The organism is Streptomyces seoulensis (assembly GCF_004328625.1).
Lineage (GTDB): Bacteria > Actinomycetota > Actinomycetes > Streptomycetales > Streptomycetaceae > Streptomyces > Streptomyces seoulensis.
This window is the reverse complement of the sequence record NZ_CP032229.1, coordinates 2,867,306-2,884,916: the sequence shown is the minus strand read 5'-3', so window position 1 is coordinate 2,884,916 and position 17,611 is coordinate 2,867,306. Positions and strand designations below refer to the sequence as shown.

Below are 17,611 nucleotides of genomic sequence, written 5' to 3'. Positions count from 1 at the left end.
CCTCAGGGCTCCTGGTGCGTCTCCGGCGGCGGCGTCGGCGCGCCCGGCAGCCGGACGGTGGCGACCGTGCCGCCGTCCGGGGCGCGGTCGAGGGTGACCTCGCCGCCCGCCTGCTGGACCGTACGGGCCACGATGGACAGCCCGAGGCCCGAGCCGGGCAGCGCGCGGGCGCTCGGGGAGCGCCAGAACCGGTCGAAGACGTAGGGGAGTTCATCGACCGGGATGCCCGGACCGTGGTCCCGTACGGTCAGCACGCCGTCGGTCAGCCGGACCTCGACCGTGCCGCCCTCGGGGCTGAACTTCACCGCGTTGTCCAGGATGTTGACCACCGCGCGCTCCAGCGCGGAGGGCTCGGCCCGGACGAACCAGGGCTCCAGGCCGGCCGTGATCGTCAGCTCCGGCCCGCGCAGCCGGGCCCGGCGCAGCGCCTCCTCGACGGTCTCCTGGAAGGAGAACACCTGGACCCGCTCCCCGCGCTGCCCCTCGGCGCGGGACAGCTCCTGCAAGTCCCCGATCAGCGCGGCCAGTTCGGTCATCTGGGCCTTGACCGAGGCCAGCAGCGCCTTGCGGTCGGCGGCCGGGATCGGGCGCCCGGTCTCCTCGCTGCGGGTCAGCAGCTCGATGTTGGTGCGCAGCGAGGTGAGCGGGGTGCGCAGCTCGTGCCCGGCGTCCGCGATCAGCTGCTGCTGGAGGTCGCGGGACCCGGCCAGCGCGGTGGTCATCGAGTTGAAGGACCGGGAGAGCCGGGCCACCTCGTCGTCGCTGTCGTCGGCCACCGGGATGCGGACGGCCAGGTCCTCGGTGCGGGCCACGTGCTCGACCGCCTCGGTCAGCTTGTCCACCGGCCGCAGCCCGGCCCGCGCCACCGCGAGCCCGGCGACGCCCGCGCCCACCACGCCGATCCCGGAGACCAGCAGCAGGATCAGCGCCAGGTCGCTCAGGGTGCGCTGGGTGTCCTTCAGGGAGAAGGCCACCATCACGGCGACCTCCGGGTACGGCTGCGTCCCCGGAGCCCCGCCGACGGGAACGGCGCTGGTCATCACGCGTACGTCGTCGCCCTTGGAGTCGACGCCGTCGCGCAGGGTGCGCCGGCCGAGGGTGGCGTGCCGGGCGGCGGCCACGTCCGCCGCGGTGGTCTTGACCGTGCCCTCGGAGAACGGGGTGACGCAGGTCTTGCCCTCGGCGGTGACGATCTGGAGGTACAGGAAGGACGGCGGGCCCTCGTCGGCGCCCGGGGACTGCGGACAGGTCAGCAGCAGCGTGGTCACCTGGTCGGGGCTGAGCGGGCGGCCCAGGCTCTGCAACCGCTCGTCCATCTCGCTGTAGAGCTTGCCCTGCACGATGAACCAGCAGGTCACCGACACCGCCGCCACCGCGAAGGCGACGGCCGCCGCGACCAGCATCGCGAGCCGCGCCCGGATCGGCAGCGCCTGGTAGCGGCGCAGCAGCCTCCTCACTCGGCGCCGCCCTGCCGCAGCGCGTACCCGACACCCCGGACGGTGTGCACGAGCCGGGGCTCGCCGCCCGCCTCGGTCTTGCGGCGCAGGTACATCACGTACACGTCGAGGGAGTTGGAGGAGGGTTCGAAGTCGAAGCCCCACACCGCCTTGAGGATCTGCTCACGGGTCAGCACCTGGCGCGGGTGCGCCATGAACATCTCCAGCAGCGTGAACTCGGTACGGGTCAGCTCCACCGGCCGCTCGCCGCGCCGGACCTCCCGGGTGGCGAGGTTCATCCGCAGGTCGCCGAAGGTGAGCGCCTCGTCCTCGCGGGCCTCGGCGGACACGCTCCCCGCGTACGAGCTGCGCCGCAGCAGGGCCCTGATGCGGGCGAACAGCTCGTCCAGCTCGAAGGGCTTGACCAGGTAGTCGTCGGCCCCGGCGTCCAGTCCGGTCACCCGGTCCCCGACCGTGTCCCGGGCCGTGAGCATCAGGATCGGGGTGGTGTCCCCGGTGTTCCGGATGCGGCGGGCGGCGGTCAGGCCGTCCATGCGGGGCATCTGGATGTCCAGCACGACCAGGTCGGGCCGGTAGTCCCCGGCCTGCTCCAGCGCGTCCGCTCCGTCGACGGCGACCCGGGTGTCGTACCCCTCGAAGGCGAGGCTGCGTTCCAGGGCCTCGCGGACGGCCGGTTCGTCGTCGACGATCAGGATGCGCTGGGGGTCACGGTCGCCTTCGGCGGGGCTCATCGCTGGCGGTACCTCGTGGGTGCGGTGGGGCGTGGACGGGCGGTTCTCAGCCTCGCACGTTTCGGCTCCGCCGCGTCCGAGGCCGGGGGGTCAGACCCCGGCCGGGGTGAGCCGGGTCAGGGCGTTGAGGCGGTTCAGCGGCACCTTGCGGCGGTGCGGGCGGGCGGCGGAGGTGCGCAGACCCATCAGCTGGGGCGCGGGGGAGGGCAGCTCGGGCAGCCGGGGGCTGGGGTCGGGGGTGTGCAGCTCGTGCGCCACCTCCAGGGCGACGGCGATGTTCGCCGGTCCGGAGACAGGAGCCTGGTGCGAGACGCGCTTCATCATGACGTTCTCCCTGCTGCTCGGTGCTGCGCTGTGCTTGCGTCGGGGGTACGGGGCTGTCAGCTCGTGGAACCCGCCCGGAGCTTCGCCAGGTCGGCCTTGACGGTGTCGACGGGGATGGCGAAGCCGAGTCCGATGCTGCCCGCGTCCGAGGACGAGGAAGCCTGGGACCCCGAGGAGTACATGGCGGAGTTGATCCCGATCACCCGGCCCGAGGCGTCGATGAGGGCGCCGCCGGAGTTGCCGGGGTTGAGTGAGGCGTCGGTCTGGATGGCCTTGTAGGTGGTGGTGGAGGAGCCGGTGTCGCCGTTGAACTCACGGCCGCCGAACTGGAACGGCCACTGCTCGTCGCCGCCCTGTCCCTGGCCGCCCTGGCTCTCGTCGGTGGACACCGTCACGTCCCGGTCGAGCGCGGAGACGATGCCGCTGGTCACGGTGGAGGTCAGTCCCTCGGGGGAGCCGATCGCCACGACCGTGTCACCGACCTGGACGCCCGAAGAGGTGCCGAGCGGGGCCGCCTTGAGCCCCGAGCCGCCCTCCACCTTGAGCAGCGCCAGGTCCTTGGAGCTGTCGGTGCCGACCACGCGGGCGGTGCGGCTGGTGCCGTCGCTGGTGCGCACCTTCACCGAGGAGGCGCCGGAGACGACGTGGTTGTTGGTGACGATCTCGCCGGAGCCGCTGACGATCACGCCGGAGCCGGTGGACGAGCCGTTCGCCAGGGTCGCGTTGACCTCGACCACGCTCGGGGTGAGCGCCGCGGCGATGTTCGCCACGTCGCCCTTCTTGCCGGCCGCGACCACCGGGGTGGCCGTGTCGGCGGTGGCGGTGGAGCCGTGCCCGGTGAGCTGCTGGAAGGCGTAGGCGGTGCCTCCGCCGACCGCGGCCGCGACCAGCGCGACCGCCGCGAGCAGCGTGACCGGACCACCGGGACGCCTGCGCCGGTGCCCTCCACCCACCAAGGGGGCGTGGGCCGGCGGGGGCGGCCACGCGGGGTGCACACCGGCCGCGGGGAGAGCCGCGTACGGCTGTGCGGGAGTGCCCTCGGGGTGCTCGTCCTCGTGGCCGCCGCTGCGGCGCGTGCTCTCGGTCATACGAGGAGCATGTCCCGCGACCATGAGAGCTTCCTGAGGCCCGGCTGAGAACCCCGGCAGAACCGTCTTCGGTTCCTATGAGACCCCGCTGACCTGCGGTTTCAGCTGACGCAGCCGCAGCTGGCGCGGACCTGGAGGCGGGACGGGAAGGTCTTCAGCCGCTCCCGGCGGGAGCCCGCCACCCTCAGACCGTCGTCCAGCACCAGGTCGACCGCCGCGCGGGCCATCGCCGGGCGGTCGGAGGCCACCGTGGTCAGCGGCGGGTCGGCGAGCGCCGCCTCCTTGATGTCGTCGAACCCGGCCACCGCCAGCTCGCGCGGCACGTCCAGGCGCAGCTCGCGGGCGGCTCGGAGCACGCCGATGGCCTGGTCGTCGGTGGAGCAGAAGATGGCGGGCGGTCTGCGCGGCCCGGCGAGGATCTCCAGCGCCACCCGGTAGGCGTCGTACCGGTTGTACGCGGCCTCGAAGAGGCGGCCCTCGGTGGACAGGCCCGCCTCGGACATCGCCCGGCGCCAGCCCTCGACGTGGTCGGAGACCGGGTCGCCGACGGCCGGGGTGTCGGCGGTGCCGCCCATGCAGGCCACGTACTCGTACCCGTGCTCCAGCAGGTGGCGGACGGCGAGCTGGGCGCCGCCGAGGTCGTCGGTGGTGACGGCGACGTCGTCGATGGCCTCCGGGCGCTCGTGCAGCAGCACCACGCGGGCGTCCCACGCCTCGATCTCGGCGGCGGCCTGGTCGTTCAGCGCGTGCGAGACGAGGATCAGGCCGGAGACCCGCATGCCGAGGAAGGCCCGCAGATAGTGGACCTCGCGCTCGGCGATGTAGTCGGTGTTGCCGACCAGGACCATCTTCCCGCGTTCGGAGGCGGCCTGTTCGACCGCGTGCGCCATCTCCCCGAAGAAGGGCTGGCGGGCGTCCGGGATGATCAGACCTATCAGGTCGGTGCGCCGCGAGGCCATCGCCTGGGCCACCCGGTCCGGGCGGTACCCCAGCTCCTGGATGGCCGCGAGGACACGCTCGCGCGTGGCCGGGGCGACCGGCCGGGGTCCGTTGTTGATGACATAACTGACCACGGCGGTGGAGGTCCCCGCCAGTCGTGCCACATCATCCCGAGTCACCTTCGCCACGCGCGGAGTCTACGCGGATTGACCCGCTCTGGGCAGGGCATTCGTGGCGTGGACCGTGGGCCGGAGACAGCCGGGGGTGCCCTGGCACTACCCCGGCCGCGACGGCTTTAAGCGTCCGCCGAGACCCCGCTGTCCTCGTGGACGGCCGAGGCGTCCCCTTCCGCCGCCTTTGCCCGCCCCGACGCGGCCCGCCGGGCCTCGGCGCGGGCCTCCTCGGCGGCGCGGTCGGGCTTCTCCGGGGTGACGAAGCGGTATCCCACATTGCGGACGGTACCGATGAGCGACTCGTGCTCCGGGCCGAGCTTGGCCCGCAGCCGCCGTACATGGACGTCCACGGTGCGTGTGCCGCCGAAGTAGTCGTAGCCCCAGACCTCCTGGAGGAGCTGGGCGCGGGTGAAGACGCGGCCGGGGTGCTGGGCCAGGTACTTCAGCAGCTCGAACTCCTTGAAGGTCAGGTCGAGCACCCGGCCCTTGAGCTTCGCGGAGTAGGTGGCCTCGTCCACGGAGAGGTCGCCGTTGCGGATCTCCATGGGGGAGTCCTCGGTGACGAGCTGCTGGCGGCCCATCGCGAGCCGCAGCCGGGCCTCGACCTCGGCCGGCCCGGCGGTGTCCAGCAGGACGTCGTCGATGCCCCAGTCGGCGGTGACGGCGGCGAGGCCGCCCTCGGTGACCACCAGGACGAGCGGACAGCCCGGCCCGGTGGAGCGCAGCAGCTGGCACAGGCTGCGCACCTGGGGAAGGTCGCGGCGGCCGTCGACGAGGATGATGTCGGCGCCGGGGGTGTCGACGAGAGCGGGGCCCTCCGCCGGGGCGACCCGCACGTTGTGCAGCAGCAGGCCGAGCGCGGGGAGCACCTCCGTCGACGGCTGGAGGGCGTTGGTCAGGAGCAGCAGCGAACTCATACGTCTGGTTCCTCCTCGGTCCCTGCGAGGACGCGTCCGGTGCGGTACCGAAAGCACAAAAGGACTCGGGGGCTTCGCTGCCCGAGTCCTCTGCCCAGCAGAATAGCCCACATGAGCAACCGTCCGGCGGGTCATGCGACACGTTCCACCATTCGTCCGAACTCCGAGACAGGTCAAGCCGCCGGTGTCCGGACTTTTCTGCGTACGGCCGACGGAATCGCCGTCGATTCCGTATACGATCCCGGCCCCGTCGTATACGAAACGGGCCCGGCGGCCCCCGCCGAGACCGTCTTCGTGGTCGCGCACGGCTTCACCGGGGACGTGGACCGGCCGCATGTGCGCCGGGTGGCCCGCGCGCTGGCCGCGTACGGGGCGGTGGTGACCTTCTCCTTCCGGGGGCACGGCGCCTCCGGCGGGCGCTCGACCGTGGGCGACCGGGAGGTCCTGGACCTGGCGGCGGCCGTGGACTGGGCGCGCGGCTTCGGGCACGCGCGCGTAGTGAGCGTCGGCTTCTCCATGGGCGGTTCGGTGGTGCTGCGGCACGCGGCCCTGCACCCCGGCACGGTCGACGCGGTGGTCTCGGTCAGCTCGCCCGCCCGCTGGTACTACCGGGGCACCGCGCCGATGCGCCGGCTGCACTGGCTGGTCACCCGCCCCTCCGGCCGGCTGGTGGGCCGGTACGGCTTCCGCACCCGTATCCACCACCGCGACTGGGACCCCGTGCCGCTCTCCCCGGTGGAGGCGGCCGCCCGCACAGCGCCCGCCCCGCTGCTGGTGGTGCACGGCGACAGCGACGGCTACTTCCCGCTCGACCACCCCCGGATGCTCGCGGACGCGGCCGGGGAGGCGGGCGAACTCTGGCTGGAGCCGGGCATGGGCCACGCGGAGAACGCGGCCGGTGACGAGCTGCTGGCCCGGATCGGCCGCTGGGCTCGGGCGCGCGCCGGCCGGGGGACGGACTAGCCTTGGCCGCACCGTCTTTCTTTGTTGTTTCCGCCGTCCGATGAGGAACGAGATGCCCAAGGTCACGGTGCGCTACTGGGCCGCCGCCAAGGCCGCGGCCGGGACCGCCGACGAACCGTACGACGCCGACACCCTCGCCGAGGCTTTGGCCTCCGTGCGGGACCGGCACCCCGGCGAACTCACCCGCGTGCTGAACCGGTGCGCGTTCCTCGTCGACGGCGCTCCCGTCGGGACCCGCGCGCATGAGACGGTACGGCTGGCCGAGGGCGGCACGGTCGAGGTGCTCCCGCCGTTCGCAGGAGGATGAGGCGTTGAGCGACCAGCAGTCGTACGAGGGCGGCCCGCACCCGGGGTACGACCCCTACGGGCAGCCGCAGACCCCGGGCAACTGGGCCCCGCCCCCCGGGCAGCCGCAGTTCCCGAACCCCTACGCCGACCCCTACGGCACCCAGGCGGGCCCGGCCCAGCAGTGGCAGGGGCAGACCTGGGACACCCAGAACCACGCACGGGTGCCGGTGGCCGAGCAGCAGCCGTACCAGCAGGCCCCGGCGCCGGTGCAGCAGGAGCCCGAGCCCGCGTTCGGTCCCGCCACCCTGGCCGGGAACGCCCGGATCACCGACGCCCAGCGGGCCCGCCTCGAGGGCCGTTCGCCGGTCATCGAGCCCGGCATCCAGCCCGCCGCGCTCACCGCGCTGCTCGGCGCCCTGCTCGCGGTGGCCGCGCCGCTCGGCTCGTACGCCCTGGTGGTGCCGCTGGTGCTGCTCCAGGCCGTGACGGCGGCCGGCTGGTTCCGGCTGAACGGCATGTGGCCCGCCCGGCAGGGCATCGCGCTGGCCTTCCTCGGCGGCCTGGTCGCCGACGTGGCCGTGCTGGCGGCGGGCCGCGAGCAGGCGCCGGTGGCGATCCTCGGTCCGCTCGGCATCTGGGTCCTGCTGGCCCTGGTCCTCCAGCTCCGCTCGCACGCCTCGCCGGACGAGCGGATGTACGGCCTGATGGCCACGGTCGCCTCCTCGGCGCTCGCCATCCTCGCCACCGGCTACCTGGGCGCCTCCCCGGCGGCCGTGTCGGTCGGCGCGGCGGCGGTCGCGGTCGCCGTCCTGGCCCGCGCGCTGCCGATGCCCACCCCGGTCTCGGTCGTCTTCGCCCTGCTCGCGGCGGCGGGCGCCGGCTTCGCCGTCGGCGGCCTGACCGACCTCGGCTCCCAGGGCGCGGCCCTCGGCGCCGGCGCGGCGGTCTGCGCCCTCATCGGCCACCGCGTCGCCAGCTACGACTACCCCTCCCGCTTCGTCCACTTCACCGCCGGCGTGGCCCTCCCCCTCGCGTCCGCCGCCCCGGCGGTCTGGCTCCTGGGCCGCGTCTTCGCCTGACGCGTCGACACGCACACCCCGGCCGGGAGCGGTTTCCGGCCGGGGTTTCTTGAATTCGCCGGGGGTAAACGCGGGAAAAGCCGCAGTACGGCGTGGGCCCGTCACAGGTGATCCACAATTCCCGGCCGGGGGGCTCCGGCGGGGCTACGGTGGCGGCGCCGGAACCGAACCGCCGACCTTTGGGGAGAACATGCGGGCCCTGCGAATACTCCTGATCCTCGTCGTGGTCCTGGGCGGGCTCTTCGTGATCGCGGACCGGGTGGCGGTGCACTTCGCCGAGGGCGAGGTCGCGGACCGGGTCCGGGCGCGGGAAAACCTCGCCTCGACACCGGACGTGGACATCAAGGGCTTCCCGTTCCTCACCCAGGTGGCGGGCGGCTCGCTGGACGACGTGGAGCTGGGCATCAAGTCCTACCCGGTGCCCACCGGCACCGAGGGCCGCACGATCCGTATCGACGACCTCAAGGCCGACCTGAAGGACGTGAAGTTCTCCGGCGACTACTCCTCGGCCATCGCCAAGAACGGCACCGGCTCCGCGACCATCGCCTACGACCAGCTCATGCAGGCCGCCAAGACCGAGCCGACCGAGCTGGCGCCCGGCATCACCGCCCAGATCACCGGCCTCGGCGACGGCGGCGACGGCAAGATCAAGGTCTCGGTGAAGCTCGGCATCCCGGCGCTCGGCATCCAGCGGACCATCCCGGTGCTCAGCTCCCTCGACGTCAAGGGCGGCAAGGTCTCGGTGCACGCCGACGCGCTGCCGGTCATCGCGGGTGCCAACCTGGCGGACGGCACCTTCCGCCAGATCACCGACTTCCAGCAGGCTCTGGACCAGTTGCCGGGCGGCATCGCGGTGAGCAGCGTGCGGGCCACGGCGGACGGGGTGCGGATCGGAGTGACGGGTTCGGACCTGAAGCTGGCCGGGTAGGACCGGCGCGGCGGCCTCGTAACCTGTCCGGCAGGCGAGACGCACTGTCCGTCAAGCAGATGTGCGGCGGACGTGAAGACCTGGGGAAGCGCCCCGAGTCCCGGAATCCGGGGCCCGGGGCGCTTTCCGTATCCCCGCACATCCATCGCCTGACCATCATCCGGACGATCGCGTCTCAATATCCGACACACCGGTGACACGTGCGCCCGGATCTCCTTACGATCGACGGCATGAAGCGACAGGCGGATCTCACGAAGCGGCGGGCAGTGGACCTGTGCCGCGTTGCCGCCATGCTCTGTCGCCCCTTCTGAGCGGAAGTCACCGCACTCCCGCATCTCCATGCCGCCCTGCTGGAAGGGCATTCGTGCGCCGCCGCACCCGTATGCGCGCGCACCCCTCTCACCGCACGCCACCGTGACTGCCCCGGAGGAGAAAAAGCATGAGCCGCAGCGACGTCCTGGTCGACGCCGACTGGGTGCAGGAGCACCTCGACGACCCGACCATCGCTCTCGTGGAGGTGGACGAGGACACGTCCGCCTACGAGAAGAACCACATCCGGGGCGCGATCCGCGTCGACTGGACCAAGGACCTCCAGGACCCGGTCCGCCGCGACTTCATCGACCAGGAGGGCTTCGAGAAGCTCCTGTCGGAGAAGGGCATCGGCAACGACACCCTGGTCGTCCTCTACGGCGGCAACAACAACTGGTTCGCGTCCTACGCGTACTGGTACTTCAAGCTCTACGGCCACGACAACGTCAAGCTCCTCGACGGCGGCCGCAAGAAGTGGGAGCTGGACGCCCGCGAGCTGGTCCCCGGTGACGAGGTGCCCGAGCGCGACAGGACCGAGTACAAGGCCAAGCCGCAGAACACCGCGATCCGCGCCTTCCGCGACGACGTGGTGGCCGCGATCGGCAGCCAGAACCTGGTCGACGTGCGCTCGCCCGACGAGTTCTCCGGCAAGCTGCTCGCCCCGGCCCACCTCCCGCAGGAGCAGTCGCAGCGCCCCGGCCACGTGCCGAGCGCCCGCAACATCCCGTGGTCGAAGAACGCCAACGACGACGGCACCTTCAAGTCCGACGAGGAGCTGAAGGAGCTGTACGCGGCGGAGGACGTCGACCTCGCCAAGGACACCATCGCCTACTGCCGCATCGGCGAGCGCTCGGCGCTCACCTGGTTCGTGCTGCACGAGCTGTTGGGCGTCACGAACGTCAAGAACTACGACGGTTCCTGGACCGAGTACGGCTCGCTGGTCGGCGTGCCGATCGAGCTGGGCGCGGCGAAGTAAGTCAAGCAAGCAACCCCGACCGACCTTCTGGTCAGACCCCTTACGGAGAAAGCCATGTGTGGAGCGAAGGCCGGCGGCCCGGACGCCTCGACGATCAAGCCCGGTGAGACCACCATCCAGGGGCAGGTGACGCGGGACGGCGAGCCGGTGACGGGCTACGTCCGCCTGCTGGACTCGACGGGCGAGTTCACCGCGGAGGTCCCCACCTCCGCCACGGGGCAGTTCCGCTTCTACGCGGCCGAGGGCACGTGGACGGTACGCGCCCTGGTGCCCGGCGGCACCGCCGACCGCACGGTCGTCGCCCAGCCGGGCGGTCTGGCCGAGGTCGCCATCGCCGTCTGAGCCGTACGCGGACGCTCGCGGCCGGGGCAGGGGCCGCGCCCACCGGGTTGGACACCTGGGGCGCGGCCCTTCCGGCTGTCCGGACCTACTCTGGACTCATGTACGCACGGCGGCGTCGCTGGTACTTCGTGATGATGGGGGTCTGCGTCGTCCTCTTCGTCCTCGCCTGGGCGGTGGTCCGGATCTGGTCCGTCCCGGCGGCGGTCGGGATGTGCCTGTTCGCCATGGTGATCCCGCCGGTCGCCGCGATGGTCGCGAACCGGCGCGGCCCGGAGGACCGCTGGTGGGACTCCCCCTCCGGCGACCCCGAGTCCGACGACTGGTGGGACGAGCTGGACGGCAAGAAGCGCCCGCGCCCCTGAGGGGTGTCCGGCGGCCGGGGGATCAGTAGACGAGGGCCTGGGTGCCGTCGGCCATGACCTCCTGCACGAAGACCTGCGCTCCGGCGATCCGTACGCCCTCCAGGACGTCCCCCTCGCCGATGTCCCGCCGTACCGCGCACTGCGTGCACAGCGTGACGCGTCCCGCCGTGAGCACCGACTCCAGCAGGTCCTGCAACGGCGCCGCGTGCGGCAGCTCGAACTCCGCCGCCCGCCCCGGCAGCGCGAACCACGCCGACTCCCCGGTCAGCCACACCGACACGTCCACCCCACTCGCCACGGCCACCGCCGCCACGGTGAACGCCTGAGAACACCGCTCAGGAGCATCGGCCCCTGAGGTCACCTTGATCACGAGCTTGTTCGCCATGCGGCGATCGTAATGCGGGCCCCCGTACGGCTCCCGGCGCCCGCATCCGGACCTCGCCAGGAGAGTCCGACCCCGGCCGCGTAAGCTGGGCGCGGCTCTGTCGTACGTCCACTTCCGCTCAAGGAGCACACCCGTGGAGATCTTCTTCGAACTGCTGCTGGTCCTGGTCTGCGTCGGCGTGCTCGCCTTCGCCGGGCTGACCGTGAAGAAGCTGTACCAGGGCCAGCGCTGACAGCACCGCCCCAGAACCGACAGGAACGGCCGCTCATGATCGAGATCCCGTCTGACCTGCACAAGGACCTCGTCCCCCTCGCCTTTCTGCTGGGCAACTGGGCGGGCGCTGGGGTCCACGACTTCCCCGGCTCCGAGAAGTGCAACTTCGGCCAGGAGGTGAGCTTCACCCACGACGGCCGGGACTTCCTGGAGTACCGGTCGCGTACCTGGGTCCTCGACAACGAGGGCAACAAGGTCCGCCCGCTGGAGTCCGAGGCCGGCTTCTGGCGGATCGACGCCGAGCGCAAGATCACGGTCACGATGACCCGTGACGACGGCGTGGTGGAGATCTGGTACGGCGAACTGGCGGACAAGAAGCCCCAGATCGACCTGGTCACCGACGCCGTCGCCCGCACCCCTCAGTCCCCGGCGTACACCGGCGGCAAGCGGCTCTACGGCTACGTCAAGGGCGACCTCATGTGGGTCGGCGAGAAGCAGACCCCCGAGGTCGAGCTGCGCCCCTACATGTCGGCCCAGCTCAAGAAGGCCGTCACCCCCGAGGACGTCGAGCGCTGGGCGAAGGACCTCCCCGAGGACATGCCGGACGACGGCATCGCGTTCTTCAAGTAGGCCCGTTCCTCAGGTAGGTCCGGACCGGGCCGGCGTCCCGTCCCAGCGGGGGCGTCCGGCCCGGCGGCCCTACACTTCCAGTGTGGTGAGCACCGACTGGAAGAGTGATCTCAGGCAGCGCGGTTACCGGCTGACGCCGCAGCGGCAGCTCGTGCTCGAAGCCGTGGACGCCCTGGAGCACGCGACGCCGGACGACATCCTCGTCGAGGTCCGCAGGACCGCCTCCGGGGTCAACATCTCCACCGTCTACCGCACGCTGGAGCTGCTGGAGGAGCTGGGCCTGGTCAGCCACGCCCACCTCGGGCACGGCGCGCCCACGTACCACCTCGCCGACCGCCACCACCATCTCCATCTGGTCTGCCGGGACTGCGAGAACGTGATCGAGGCGGACGTGGAGGTCGCCTCGGACTTCACCGCGCGGCTGCGCGAGCAGTTCGGGTTCGACACCGACATGAAGCACTTCGCGATCTTCGGCCGGTGCGCGGACTGCACGCGGAAGAGTTCCACCTCCCCGTCGTAGGCTGGCCCGTATGAAGAGCCCCCTGCTGTCCCTGCCCGGCGCCGTTCCCGCCGAGGGCGTGGACGAAGGCGTCGCCGCCCATTACGGCGACCTGTTCCGCGAGCAGCGCGCGCTCGCCGACGGCGCCGGATTCGTCGACCTGTCCCACCGGGGCGTCGTCGCCGTGACCGGCGCGGACCGGCTGAGCTGGCTGCATCTGCTGCTCACCCAGCACGTCAGCGACCTGCCCGTGGGCCAGGCCACCGAGGCGCTGGTCCTCTCCGCCAACGGGCACATCGAGCACGCCCTGTACCTGGTGGACGACGGCACGACCGTCTGGGCGCACGTCGAGCCCGGCACCCAGGAGGCGCTGATCGCCTACCTGGAGTCGATGAAGTTCTTCTACCGCGTCGAGGTCGCCGACCGCACCGCCGACACCGCGGTGGTCCACCTCCCGGCCGGCTCCATCACCGAGGTCCCCGAGGGCGCGGTGGTCCGCGAGACGCCGTACGGCCGCGATCTCTTCCTGCCCCGTGAGCAACTGGAGGAGTTCGCCGAGCGCTCCGGCCCGGCCGCCGGTCTCCTCGCCCACGAGGCGCTCCGGGTCGAGCAGCACCGGCCCCGCCTCGGCTTCGAGACCGACCACCGTACGATCCCGCACGAGCTGGGCTGGATCGGCACCGCCGTGCACTTGCAGAAGGGCTGCTACCGGGGCCAGGAGACGGTCGCCCGCGTCCAGAACCTCGGCAAGCCGCCGCGCCGCCTGGTCTTCCTCCACCTCGACGGTAGCGACGTCCACCTCCCCCCGCCCGGCACCGAGATCCGCCTCGCGGACGACGGCCCCGACGGCCGCAGGATCGGCCTGGTGACCACCTCCGTACGCCACCACGAACTCGGCCCGGTAGCCCTCGCCGTCATCAAACGCAACGTCCCCACCGACGCCCACCTCCTGGCCGGAGACACCGCAGCGGCCCAGGAGACGGTGGTCGAGCCGTAGGTGACGCGGCACATCGGCGCGATGCACCTGAGCGGCCTGGTCCTGCTGTGCACCTGCGTCGTCCCGCCGGCCCGGGTGGTCGAGGCGGCCTACGCGACGCCGCCCGGTGATCCGACGGCCGACCTCCCGGCCTTCGCGCTGCTCGCCGTCCCGGCCCTGGTACTGGTGCTCCACGTCGCCGTCCAGATCCCGGCCGGGCTGCTGAGCGCGTGGCTCGGGCGCGGCACATGGGGGCGGTACGGGGTGTCCGTCGCCGTGGCCGCCGCCCTCACCCTGCTGCTCTTCCGGGCGGACACCGGGATGTGGCTCGACGCCCTGGCCCGTACCGCGCTCGGGCTCGGGGCGTACGCCTGGGTGCTGGGCCGGGCGGGGCGCGGGGACCACGTCCCGGCCTGAGGTGTGACCCCGTCATCCGTTCGGCGGCTGCCGAGGCCGTCAGGGGTGGCTGGGGTGGTGGGGGTGGGGGAGGCTGCTGGGACAGGGCGTCGGGAGTTACGGCGGAGCGATGACGGTAACGGTGGTGTCGATGCCGGAGGTGAACATCGACCGTACGGACTTCGCCGGGGCCAGGGAGCGGATGGCACGGGAGTCGCTGCTCCTTGTCGACGTCGAACTGGCTCCGGAGGCCGAGCCGGTGTCCCTCGCCGCCCGGCTGGGGCTCGATGCCGAGGAGCTGGACTGGTTCGGCAGGGCCGGGGAACCGGCGCGGGCGGACTTCCTGGGGGACCGGGCCGGGTTCGTGGTTCCCGTCGTGCAGGGGGACCGGATCCACCATGTGCACGTCTTGGTCACCGAGCGCTTCCTGGCCACCGCGCACCACGCCCGGACGGGCCTCGCCCAGCAGATCGCCAAGGGGCTGCGGCACGAGCGCCCGGCCGACACGGTGCACATGCTCTTCATCGTGCTCCAGGAGGCCCTGGCGACGTTCCGGCTGTCCGCGGTGCGGAGCCTGCTGGAGACCGAGGAACTCGAGGACGAGATGTTCGAGGACCGCAGGGCCGACCAGCTCCAGTCACTGGCACGGCTGCGACGCCGCTCCGCCCAGCTGCACCACGCCCTGCTGCCCTTCCTCCAGGTGACCGACGCGGTCCTCACCCGGCGGATGATCAACCCGTCCTTCCCCGAGGAACGGCAGCGCTGCGCACGGGAGTTCCAGACGGCCGGACGGCTGGTGCTCGCGGACATCGAGTCGCTCCAGGAAGCCACCCGCCGCTCGTTCGCCAGCTACTCCTCACTCGTCGCGGGTGAGCAGAACGGTGTGATCAACCGGCTGGCGCTGGTCTCGGTGATCTTCCTGCCGCTGTCGTTCCTGACCGGGTTCTTCGGCATGAACTTCACGTTCCTGACCGACAAGCTGGAGTCCCGCGACGACTTCTGGCTGCTCGCCATCGGGTTGCAGGCCCTGGTCCTGCTGGGCTCCTTCTACCTGCTGCACCGCACCCGCATCTGGCGCCGGCTGCTCGACGAGGACTAGGGACACGACGGGGGGCTAGACCTCGACCAGGATCGTGAAGGGGCCGTCGTTCACCAGCGACACCCGCATCTGGGCGCCGAAGCGGCCCGTGGCCACCGTCGCGCCGAGAGCACGGAGCCGAGCGACGACCTCGTCGACCAGAGGTTCGGCCACCGGGCCGGGAGCGGCCGCGTTCCAGGTGGGGCGGCGGCCCTTGCGGGCGTCGCCGTAGAGGGTGAACTGGCTGATGACCAGCAGCGGGGCGTCGATGTCGCTGCACGACCTCTCGTCGGACAGCATCCGCACCGACCAGAGCTTGCGGGCCAGTTGGGCCGCCTTCTCCTTGGTGTCCTCGTGGGTCACGCCGACCAGGACGCACAGGCCCTCGCCCTCGATCGCGCCCACCGTCTCGCCGTCCACGACGACGCTCGCGCCGTCCACCCGTTGCACCACCGCACGCATGCGCCCCATCATGCCGTGCGGTGGTGGGTGCACCGGTCCGGGGGGTCCGCAACCAATCCATACCCCCCATCCAGGGCCGTTCGGGGGCAGTCGGTCACATAGCGGCCACCGGGGGTGGCACGATGCTTCCCACACGCCGGTCGAGGGGACGGTCCACCGCATGAGCACACCGAGCACCAGTGGTCCGGTCACGCACCGGCCGCCCGCACAGCGCGCCGAGAGCCCGCCGAGCCCGACACCCGAGGAGTCCGCCGCGAGCGTCCTGGCCCCGCTGAGCCTGCCCGAGCTGCGCGCGCTGCGCCGGGACGCCCTGCGCGAGGAGGCCGACCTCAGCTACGTCAGGCGGCTGCTCCAGGGCCGGATCGACATCCTGCGCGCCGAGCTGGCCCGCCGGGGCGGGGAGCGGGTACCGGCGCCGGTGGACGGGTCCGTGGTGGAGCGGCTGTCGGAGATCCTCGCCGACGCCCCGGCCCGCCACCGCTCCTCCGCCCGCCATGTCACCCTCGGCACCCCCTACAGTGAGGAGTACGGCAAGCTCGCGGCGGAGATGCTCGCCGAGGTCGAGCTGTCCGACCTCACCGCCCGTACGGACGCCGAGCTGGCGGCCGCGATGGGCCGGCTGACCGGGTACGAGCAGGAGATCTCCCACCGCCGCCAGGGCCTCCAGCGCACCGCCGACGACTGCGGCGGCGAGGTCGCGCGCCGGTACCGCGCCGGCGAGGCCCAGGTGGACGACCTGCTGGCCTGAGCGGACCCGGACCCGGACCCTTACCCGGACCCGTCCCGTACCCGGGCGCGGGAAATACGCGCGACACCTGCCGGGTCCCGCGCCTACCGTGGCCCCATGATCGACGTACGCCCCGTGGCCGAGGACGAGTTCGACAACTGGCACCGCGCCCTGGACACCGGTTTCCTCCAGGACCCGGTGCTCCTTCCGGAGCAGCGTGCCGCGAGGCTCAGGCAGTTCCAGCCGGGCCGCCTGCTCGGTGCCTTCGACGGCGCCCGCTGCGTGGGCACCTTCCGCTCCTTCGCCCAGGAGGTCACCGCGCCCGGCGGCGCGTACGTCCCGTCGAACGCGATCTCCAACGTCACCGTCTCCCCGACGCACCGCCGCCGCGGCCTGCTCACGCGCATGATGCGCGAGGACCTGGCGGCCGCGCGGGAGCGCGGGGACGTGATCGCCACCCTGATCGCCGCCGAGTACCCGATCTACGGCAAGCACGGCTTCGGCCCCGCCACCTGGGCGACCAACTGGACGGTGGACGTGGGCCGTTCGGGTCTCGACCCGCGCTGGGCGGGTCCCGAGGACGGGGCCCGGATCGACCTGGTGGACGGCGCCGAGGTGCGCGCGCTGGGCCCGAAGCTGTCCGAGCGGGTGCGTGCGGTGACGCCGGGCGCGATCGGCCGGGACGAGCTGTGGTGGGACGCCCGTACCGGGGTCGCCCGCTTCGGCCGGGACTGGACCGAGCCGTTCTACGCGGTGTACCGGTCGGCGTCCGGCGAGGCCGAGGGCCTGGTGGCGTACCGCTGCGAGGCCAAGTGGGAGGGGCAGCAGCCGGACAACGCGGCCAAGGTGGAGTGGCTGACCGCCGCGACCCCGGCGGCCGAGACCGCGCTGTGGCGCTACCTGTGCTCGATCGACTGGATCGCTCACGTCAAGAGCGGCTGGCGGGCCCCCGACTCCCTGCTCCCCCTCCTGCTGCCCGACGCCCGCGCGGCCCGCGTCGAGACGCACACGGACTGGCTCTGGCTGCGGCTGCTGGACGTCGTACGGGCGCTGGAGGCACGGAGCTACGAGCGGTCCGGGTCGCTGGTGCTCGAGGTGCTGGACGAGGACGGCACGGCGGGCGGGCGCTACCGGCTGGAGGCGTCCCCCGAGGGCGCGTCCTGCACCCCGGCGGGCGGCGCGTCCGCCGAGCTGACGCTGCCGGTGGCCGAGCTGGCCACGGTGTGGCTCGGCGACGGCTCGCTGGCACGGCTGGCGGCGCTGGGGCGCGTCCAGGAGGAGCGGGAGGGTGCCGCGCGGGCGGCGGACGCGCTGTTCCGCACGTCCGTGCGCCCGTGGTGCCCGGACTCCTTCTGACCTGACCCCGGTC

General features: G+C 72.4%; 23 protein-coding genes. 15 read left to right on the top strand and 8 right to left on the bottom strand.

Going from position 1 to position 17,611, the window contains the following annotated elements; translation table 11 throughout:
• Window positions 1-2: 2 nt before the first annotated feature.
• From D0Z67_RS13445 to D0Z67_RS13420, 6 genes are all read right to left on the bottom strand, one after another.
• Entirely contained in the window at window positions 3-1,457 is a 1,455-nt protein-coding gene (locus D0Z67_RS13445; RefSeq protein ID WP_031183951.1) for a sensor histidine kinase, read from the bottom strand.
• Complete coding sequence (locus D0Z67_RS13440) at window positions 1,454-2,188, bottom strand: response regulator transcription factor (RefSeq protein ID WP_031183952.1); 735 nt, start codon at window positions 2,186-2,188, stop codon at window positions 1,454-1,456. Before D0Z67_RS13440 ends, D0Z67_RS13445 begins: the two co-directional genes overlap by 4 nt.
• A gap of 90 nt (window positions 2,189-2,278) precedes the next feature.
• A complete protein-coding gene (locus tag D0Z67_RS13435) occupies window positions 2,279-2,512 on the bottom strand; it encodes a hypothetical protein (RefSeq protein WP_031183953.1) in 234 nt (77 codons plus the stop codon).
• A gap of 56 nt (window positions 2,513-2,568) precedes the next feature.
• Window positions 2,569-3,600: a S1C family serine protease gene (locus D0Z67_RS13430; RefSeq protein ID WP_031183954.1), complete on the bottom strand. Its 1,032-nt coding sequence runs from the start codon at window positions 3,598-3,600 to the stop codon at window positions 2,569-2,571.
• 101 nt (window positions 3,601-3,701) lie between these two features.
• Window positions 3,702-4,727, bottom strand: a complete 1,026-nt coding sequence (locus tag D0Z67_RS13425) for a LacI family DNA-binding transcriptional regulator (RefSeq protein WP_031183955.1) — start codon at window positions 4,725-4,727, stop codon at window positions 3,702-3,704.
• A gap of 107 nt (window positions 4,728-4,834) precedes the next feature.
• The gene (locus tag D0Z67_RS13420; RefSeq protein WP_031183956.1) at window positions 4,835-5,629 is read right to left on the bottom strand and encodes a winged helix-turn-helix transcriptional regulator; all 795 of its coding nucleotides are present in this window, start codon (window positions 5,627-5,629) and stop codon (window positions 4,835-4,837) included.
• A gap of 111 nt (window positions 5,630-5,740) precedes the next feature.
• Between D0Z67_RS13420 and D0Z67_RS13415 the strand changes: the two genes are divergently transcribed.
• The 8 genes from D0Z67_RS13415 (at window position 5,741) to D0Z67_RS13385 (ending at window position 10,876) form a co-directional block, all read left to right on the top strand.
• Window positions 5,741-6,592: an alpha/beta hydrolase gene (locus D0Z67_RS13415; protein WP_037776301.1), complete on the top strand. Its 852-nt coding sequence runs from the start codon at window positions 5,741-5,743 to the stop codon at window positions 6,590-6,592.
• Window positions 6,593-6,644: 52 nt separating this feature from the next.
• Window positions 6,645-6,899, top strand: a complete 255-nt coding sequence (locus D0Z67_RS13410) for a MoaD/ThiS family protein (RefSeq protein ID WP_031183958.1) — start codon at window positions 6,645-6,647, stop codon at window positions 6,897-6,899.
• Window positions 6,900-6,903: 4 nt separating this feature from the next.
• Window positions 6,904-7,959 (top strand): membrane protein, encoded by a 1,056-nt coding sequence (locus tag D0Z67_RS13405; protein ID WP_031183959.1) that lies wholly within the window; start codon window positions 6,904-6,906, stop codon window positions 7,957-7,959.
• A 190-nt stretch (window positions 7,960-8,149) separates the two neighbouring features.
• Complete coding sequence (locus D0Z67_RS13400; RefSeq protein ID WP_031183960.1) at window positions 8,150-8,887, top strand: LmeA family phospholipid-binding protein; 738 nt, start codon at window positions 8,150-8,152, stop codon at window positions 8,885-8,887.
• A gap of 230 nt (window positions 8,888-9,117) precedes the next feature.
• Window positions 9,118-9,198, top strand: coding sequence for an Ms5788A family Cys-rich leader peptide (locus tag D0Z67_RS30570; protein WP_350751515.1), 81 nt, complete (start codon window positions 9,118-9,120; stop codon window positions 9,196-9,198).
• 128 nt (window positions 9,199-9,326) lie between these two features.
• Window positions 9,327-10,172, top strand: coding sequence for a sulfurtransferase (locus D0Z67_RS13395; protein ID WP_031183961.1), 846 nt, complete (start codon window positions 9,327-9,329; stop codon window positions 10,170-10,172).
• Between the two features lie 54 nt (window positions 10,173-10,226).
• Window positions 10,227-10,514: a DUF1416 domain-containing protein gene (locus tag D0Z67_RS13390; protein ID WP_031183962.1), complete on the top strand. Its 288-nt coding sequence runs from the start codon at window positions 10,227-10,229 to the stop codon at window positions 10,512-10,514.
• A gap of 98 nt (window positions 10,515-10,612) precedes the next feature.
• Entirely contained in the window at window positions 10,613-10,876 is a 264-nt protein-coding gene (locus D0Z67_RS13385) for a DUF3099 domain-containing protein (protein WP_031183963.1), read from the top strand.
• Between the two features lie 22 nt (window positions 10,877-10,898).
• Here D0Z67_RS13385 and D0Z67_RS13380 read toward each other — a convergent pair whose 3' ends face one another.
• Entirely contained in the window at window positions 10,899-11,261 is a 363-nt protein-coding gene (locus tag D0Z67_RS13380) for a DsrE family protein (RefSeq protein ID WP_030804311.1), read from the bottom strand.
• Between the two features lie 267 nt (window positions 11,262-11,528).
• On the opposite strand from D0Z67_RS13380, the gene D0Z67_RS13370 reads away from it, so the two are divergent.
• The 5 genes from D0Z67_RS13370 (at window position 11,529) to D0Z67_RS13350 (ending at window position 15,074) form a co-directional block, all read left to right on the top strand.
• Window positions 11,529-12,104 (top strand): heme-binding beta-barrel domain-containing protein, encoded by a 576-nt coding sequence (locus tag D0Z67_RS13370; protein WP_031183964.1) that lies wholly within the window; start codon window positions 11,529-11,531, stop codon window positions 12,102-12,104.
• 82 nt (window positions 12,105-12,186) lie between these two features.
• A complete protein-coding gene (locus tag D0Z67_RS13365) occupies window positions 12,187-12,624 on the top strand; it encodes a Fur family transcriptional regulator (RefSeq protein WP_031183965.1) in 438 nt (145 codons plus the stop codon).
• Between the two features lie 10 nt (window positions 12,625-12,634).
• Window positions 12,635-13,600 carry a CAF17-like 4Fe-4S cluster assembly/insertion protein YgfZ gene (gene ygfZ / locus D0Z67_RS13360; protein ID WP_031183966.1) on the top strand — a complete coding sequence of 322 codons (966 nt, stop codon included), beginning with the start codon at window positions 12,635-12,637 and terminating at the stop codon, window positions 13,598-13,600.
• Window positions 13,601-13,996, top strand: a complete 396-nt coding sequence (locus D0Z67_RS13355) for a hypothetical protein (RefSeq protein ID WP_031183967.1) — start codon at window positions 13,601-13,603, stop codon at window positions 13,994-13,996.
• 109 nt (window positions 13,997-14,105) lie between these two features.
• Window positions 14,106-15,074 (top strand): CorA family divalent cation transporter, encoded by a 969-nt coding sequence (locus D0Z67_RS13350; protein WP_107059670.1) that lies wholly within the window; start codon window positions 14,106-14,108, stop codon window positions 15,072-15,074.
• Between the two features lie 15 nt (window positions 15,075-15,089).
• Here D0Z67_RS13350 and dtd read toward each other — a convergent pair whose 3' ends face one another.
• A complete protein-coding gene (dtd, locus tag D0Z67_RS13345) occupies window positions 15,090-15,515 on the bottom strand; it encodes a D-aminoacyl-tRNA deacylase (protein WP_031183969.1) in 426 nt (141 codons plus the stop codon).
• A gap of 160 nt (window positions 15,516-15,675) precedes the next feature.
• On the opposite strand from dtd, the gene D0Z67_RS13340 reads away from it, so the two are divergent.
• A complete protein-coding gene (locus D0Z67_RS13340) occupies window positions 15,676-16,263 on the top strand; it encodes an RsiG family protein (RefSeq protein ID WP_031183970.1) in 588 nt (195 codons plus the stop codon).
• Between the two features lie 96 nt (window positions 16,264-16,359).
• Window positions 16,360-17,598, top strand: a complete 1,239-nt coding sequence (locus tag D0Z67_RS13335) for a GNAT family N-acetyltransferase (protein WP_031183971.1) — start codon at window positions 16,360-16,362, stop codon at window positions 17,596-17,598.
• Window positions 17,599-17,611: the final 13 nt, after the last annotated feature.

Bases quoted from the DNA above. Each gene is read 5' to 3' on its own strand.
- D0Z67_RS13400 (WP_031183960.1), top strand. From the start codon at position 8,150: ATGCGGGCCCTGCGAATACTCCTGATCCTCGTCGTGGTCCTGGGCGGG.
- D0Z67_RS13415 (WP_037776301.1), top strand. From the start codon at position 5,741: ATGAGCAACCGTCCGGCGGGTCATGCGACACGTTCCACCATTCGTCCG.
- D0Z67_RS13390 (WP_031183962.1), top strand. From the start codon at position 10,227: ATGTGTGGAGCGAAGGCCGGCGGCCCGGACGCCTCGACGATCAAGCCC.
- D0Z67_RS13395 (WP_031183961.1), top strand. From the start codon at position 9,327: ATGAGCCGCAGCGACGTCCTGGTCGACGCCGACTGGGTGCAGGAGCAC.
- D0Z67_RS30570 (WP_350751515.1), top strand. From the start codon at position 9,118: ATGAAGCGACAGGCGGATCTCACGAAGCGGCGGGCAGTGGACCTGTGC.
- D0Z67_RS13380 (WP_030804311.1), bottom strand. From the start codon at position 11,261: ATGGCGAACAAGCTCGTGATCAAGGTGACCTCAGGGGCCGATGCTCCT.
- dtd (WP_031183969.1), bottom strand. From the start codon at position 15,515: ATGCGTGCGGTGGTGCAACGGGTGGACGGCGCGAGCGTCGTCGTGGAC.
- D0Z67_RS13410 (WP_031183958.1), top strand. From the start codon at position 6,645: ATGCCCAAGGTCACGGTGCGCTACTGGGCCGCCGCCAAGGCCGCGGCC.
- D0Z67_RS13435 (WP_031183953.1), bottom strand. From the start codon at position 2,512: ATGATGAAGCGCGTCTCGCACCAGGCTCCTGTCTCCGGACCGGCGAAC.
- D0Z67_RS13440 (WP_031183952.1), bottom strand. From the start codon at position 2,188: ATGAGCCCCGCCGAAGGCGACCGTGACCCCCAGCGCATCCTGATCGTC.
- D0Z67_RS13350 (WP_107059670.1), top strand. From the start codon at position 14,106: ATGACGGTAACGGTGGTGTCGATGCCGGAGGTGAACATCGACCGTACG.
- D0Z67_RS13370 (WP_031183964.1), top strand. From the start codon at position 11,529: ATGATCGAGATCCCGTCTGACCTGCACAAGGACCTCGTCCCCCTCGCC.
- D0Z67_RS13420 (WP_031183956.1), bottom strand. From the start codon at position 5,629: ATGAGTTCGCTGCTGCTCCTGACCAACGCCCTCCAGCCGTCGACGGAG.
- D0Z67_RS13430 (WP_031183954.1), bottom strand. From the start codon at position 3,600: ATGACCGAGAGCACGCGCCGCAGCGGCGGCCACGAGGACGAGCACCCC.
- D0Z67_RS13335 (WP_031183971.1), top strand. From the start codon at position 16,360: ATGATCGACGTACGCCCCGTGGCCGAGGACGAGTTCGACAACTGGCAC.
- D0Z67_RS13385 (WP_031183963.1), top strand. From the start codon at position 10,613: ATGTACGCACGGCGGCGTCGCTGGTACTTCGTGATGATGGGGGTCTGC.
- ygfZ (WP_031183966.1), top strand. From the start codon at position 12,635: ATGAAGAGCCCCCTGCTGTCCCTGCCCGGCGCCGTTCCCGCCGAGGGC.
- D0Z67_RS13340 (WP_031183970.1), top strand. From the start codon at position 15,676: ATGAGCACACCGAGCACCAGTGGTCCGGTCACGCACCGGCCGCCCGCA.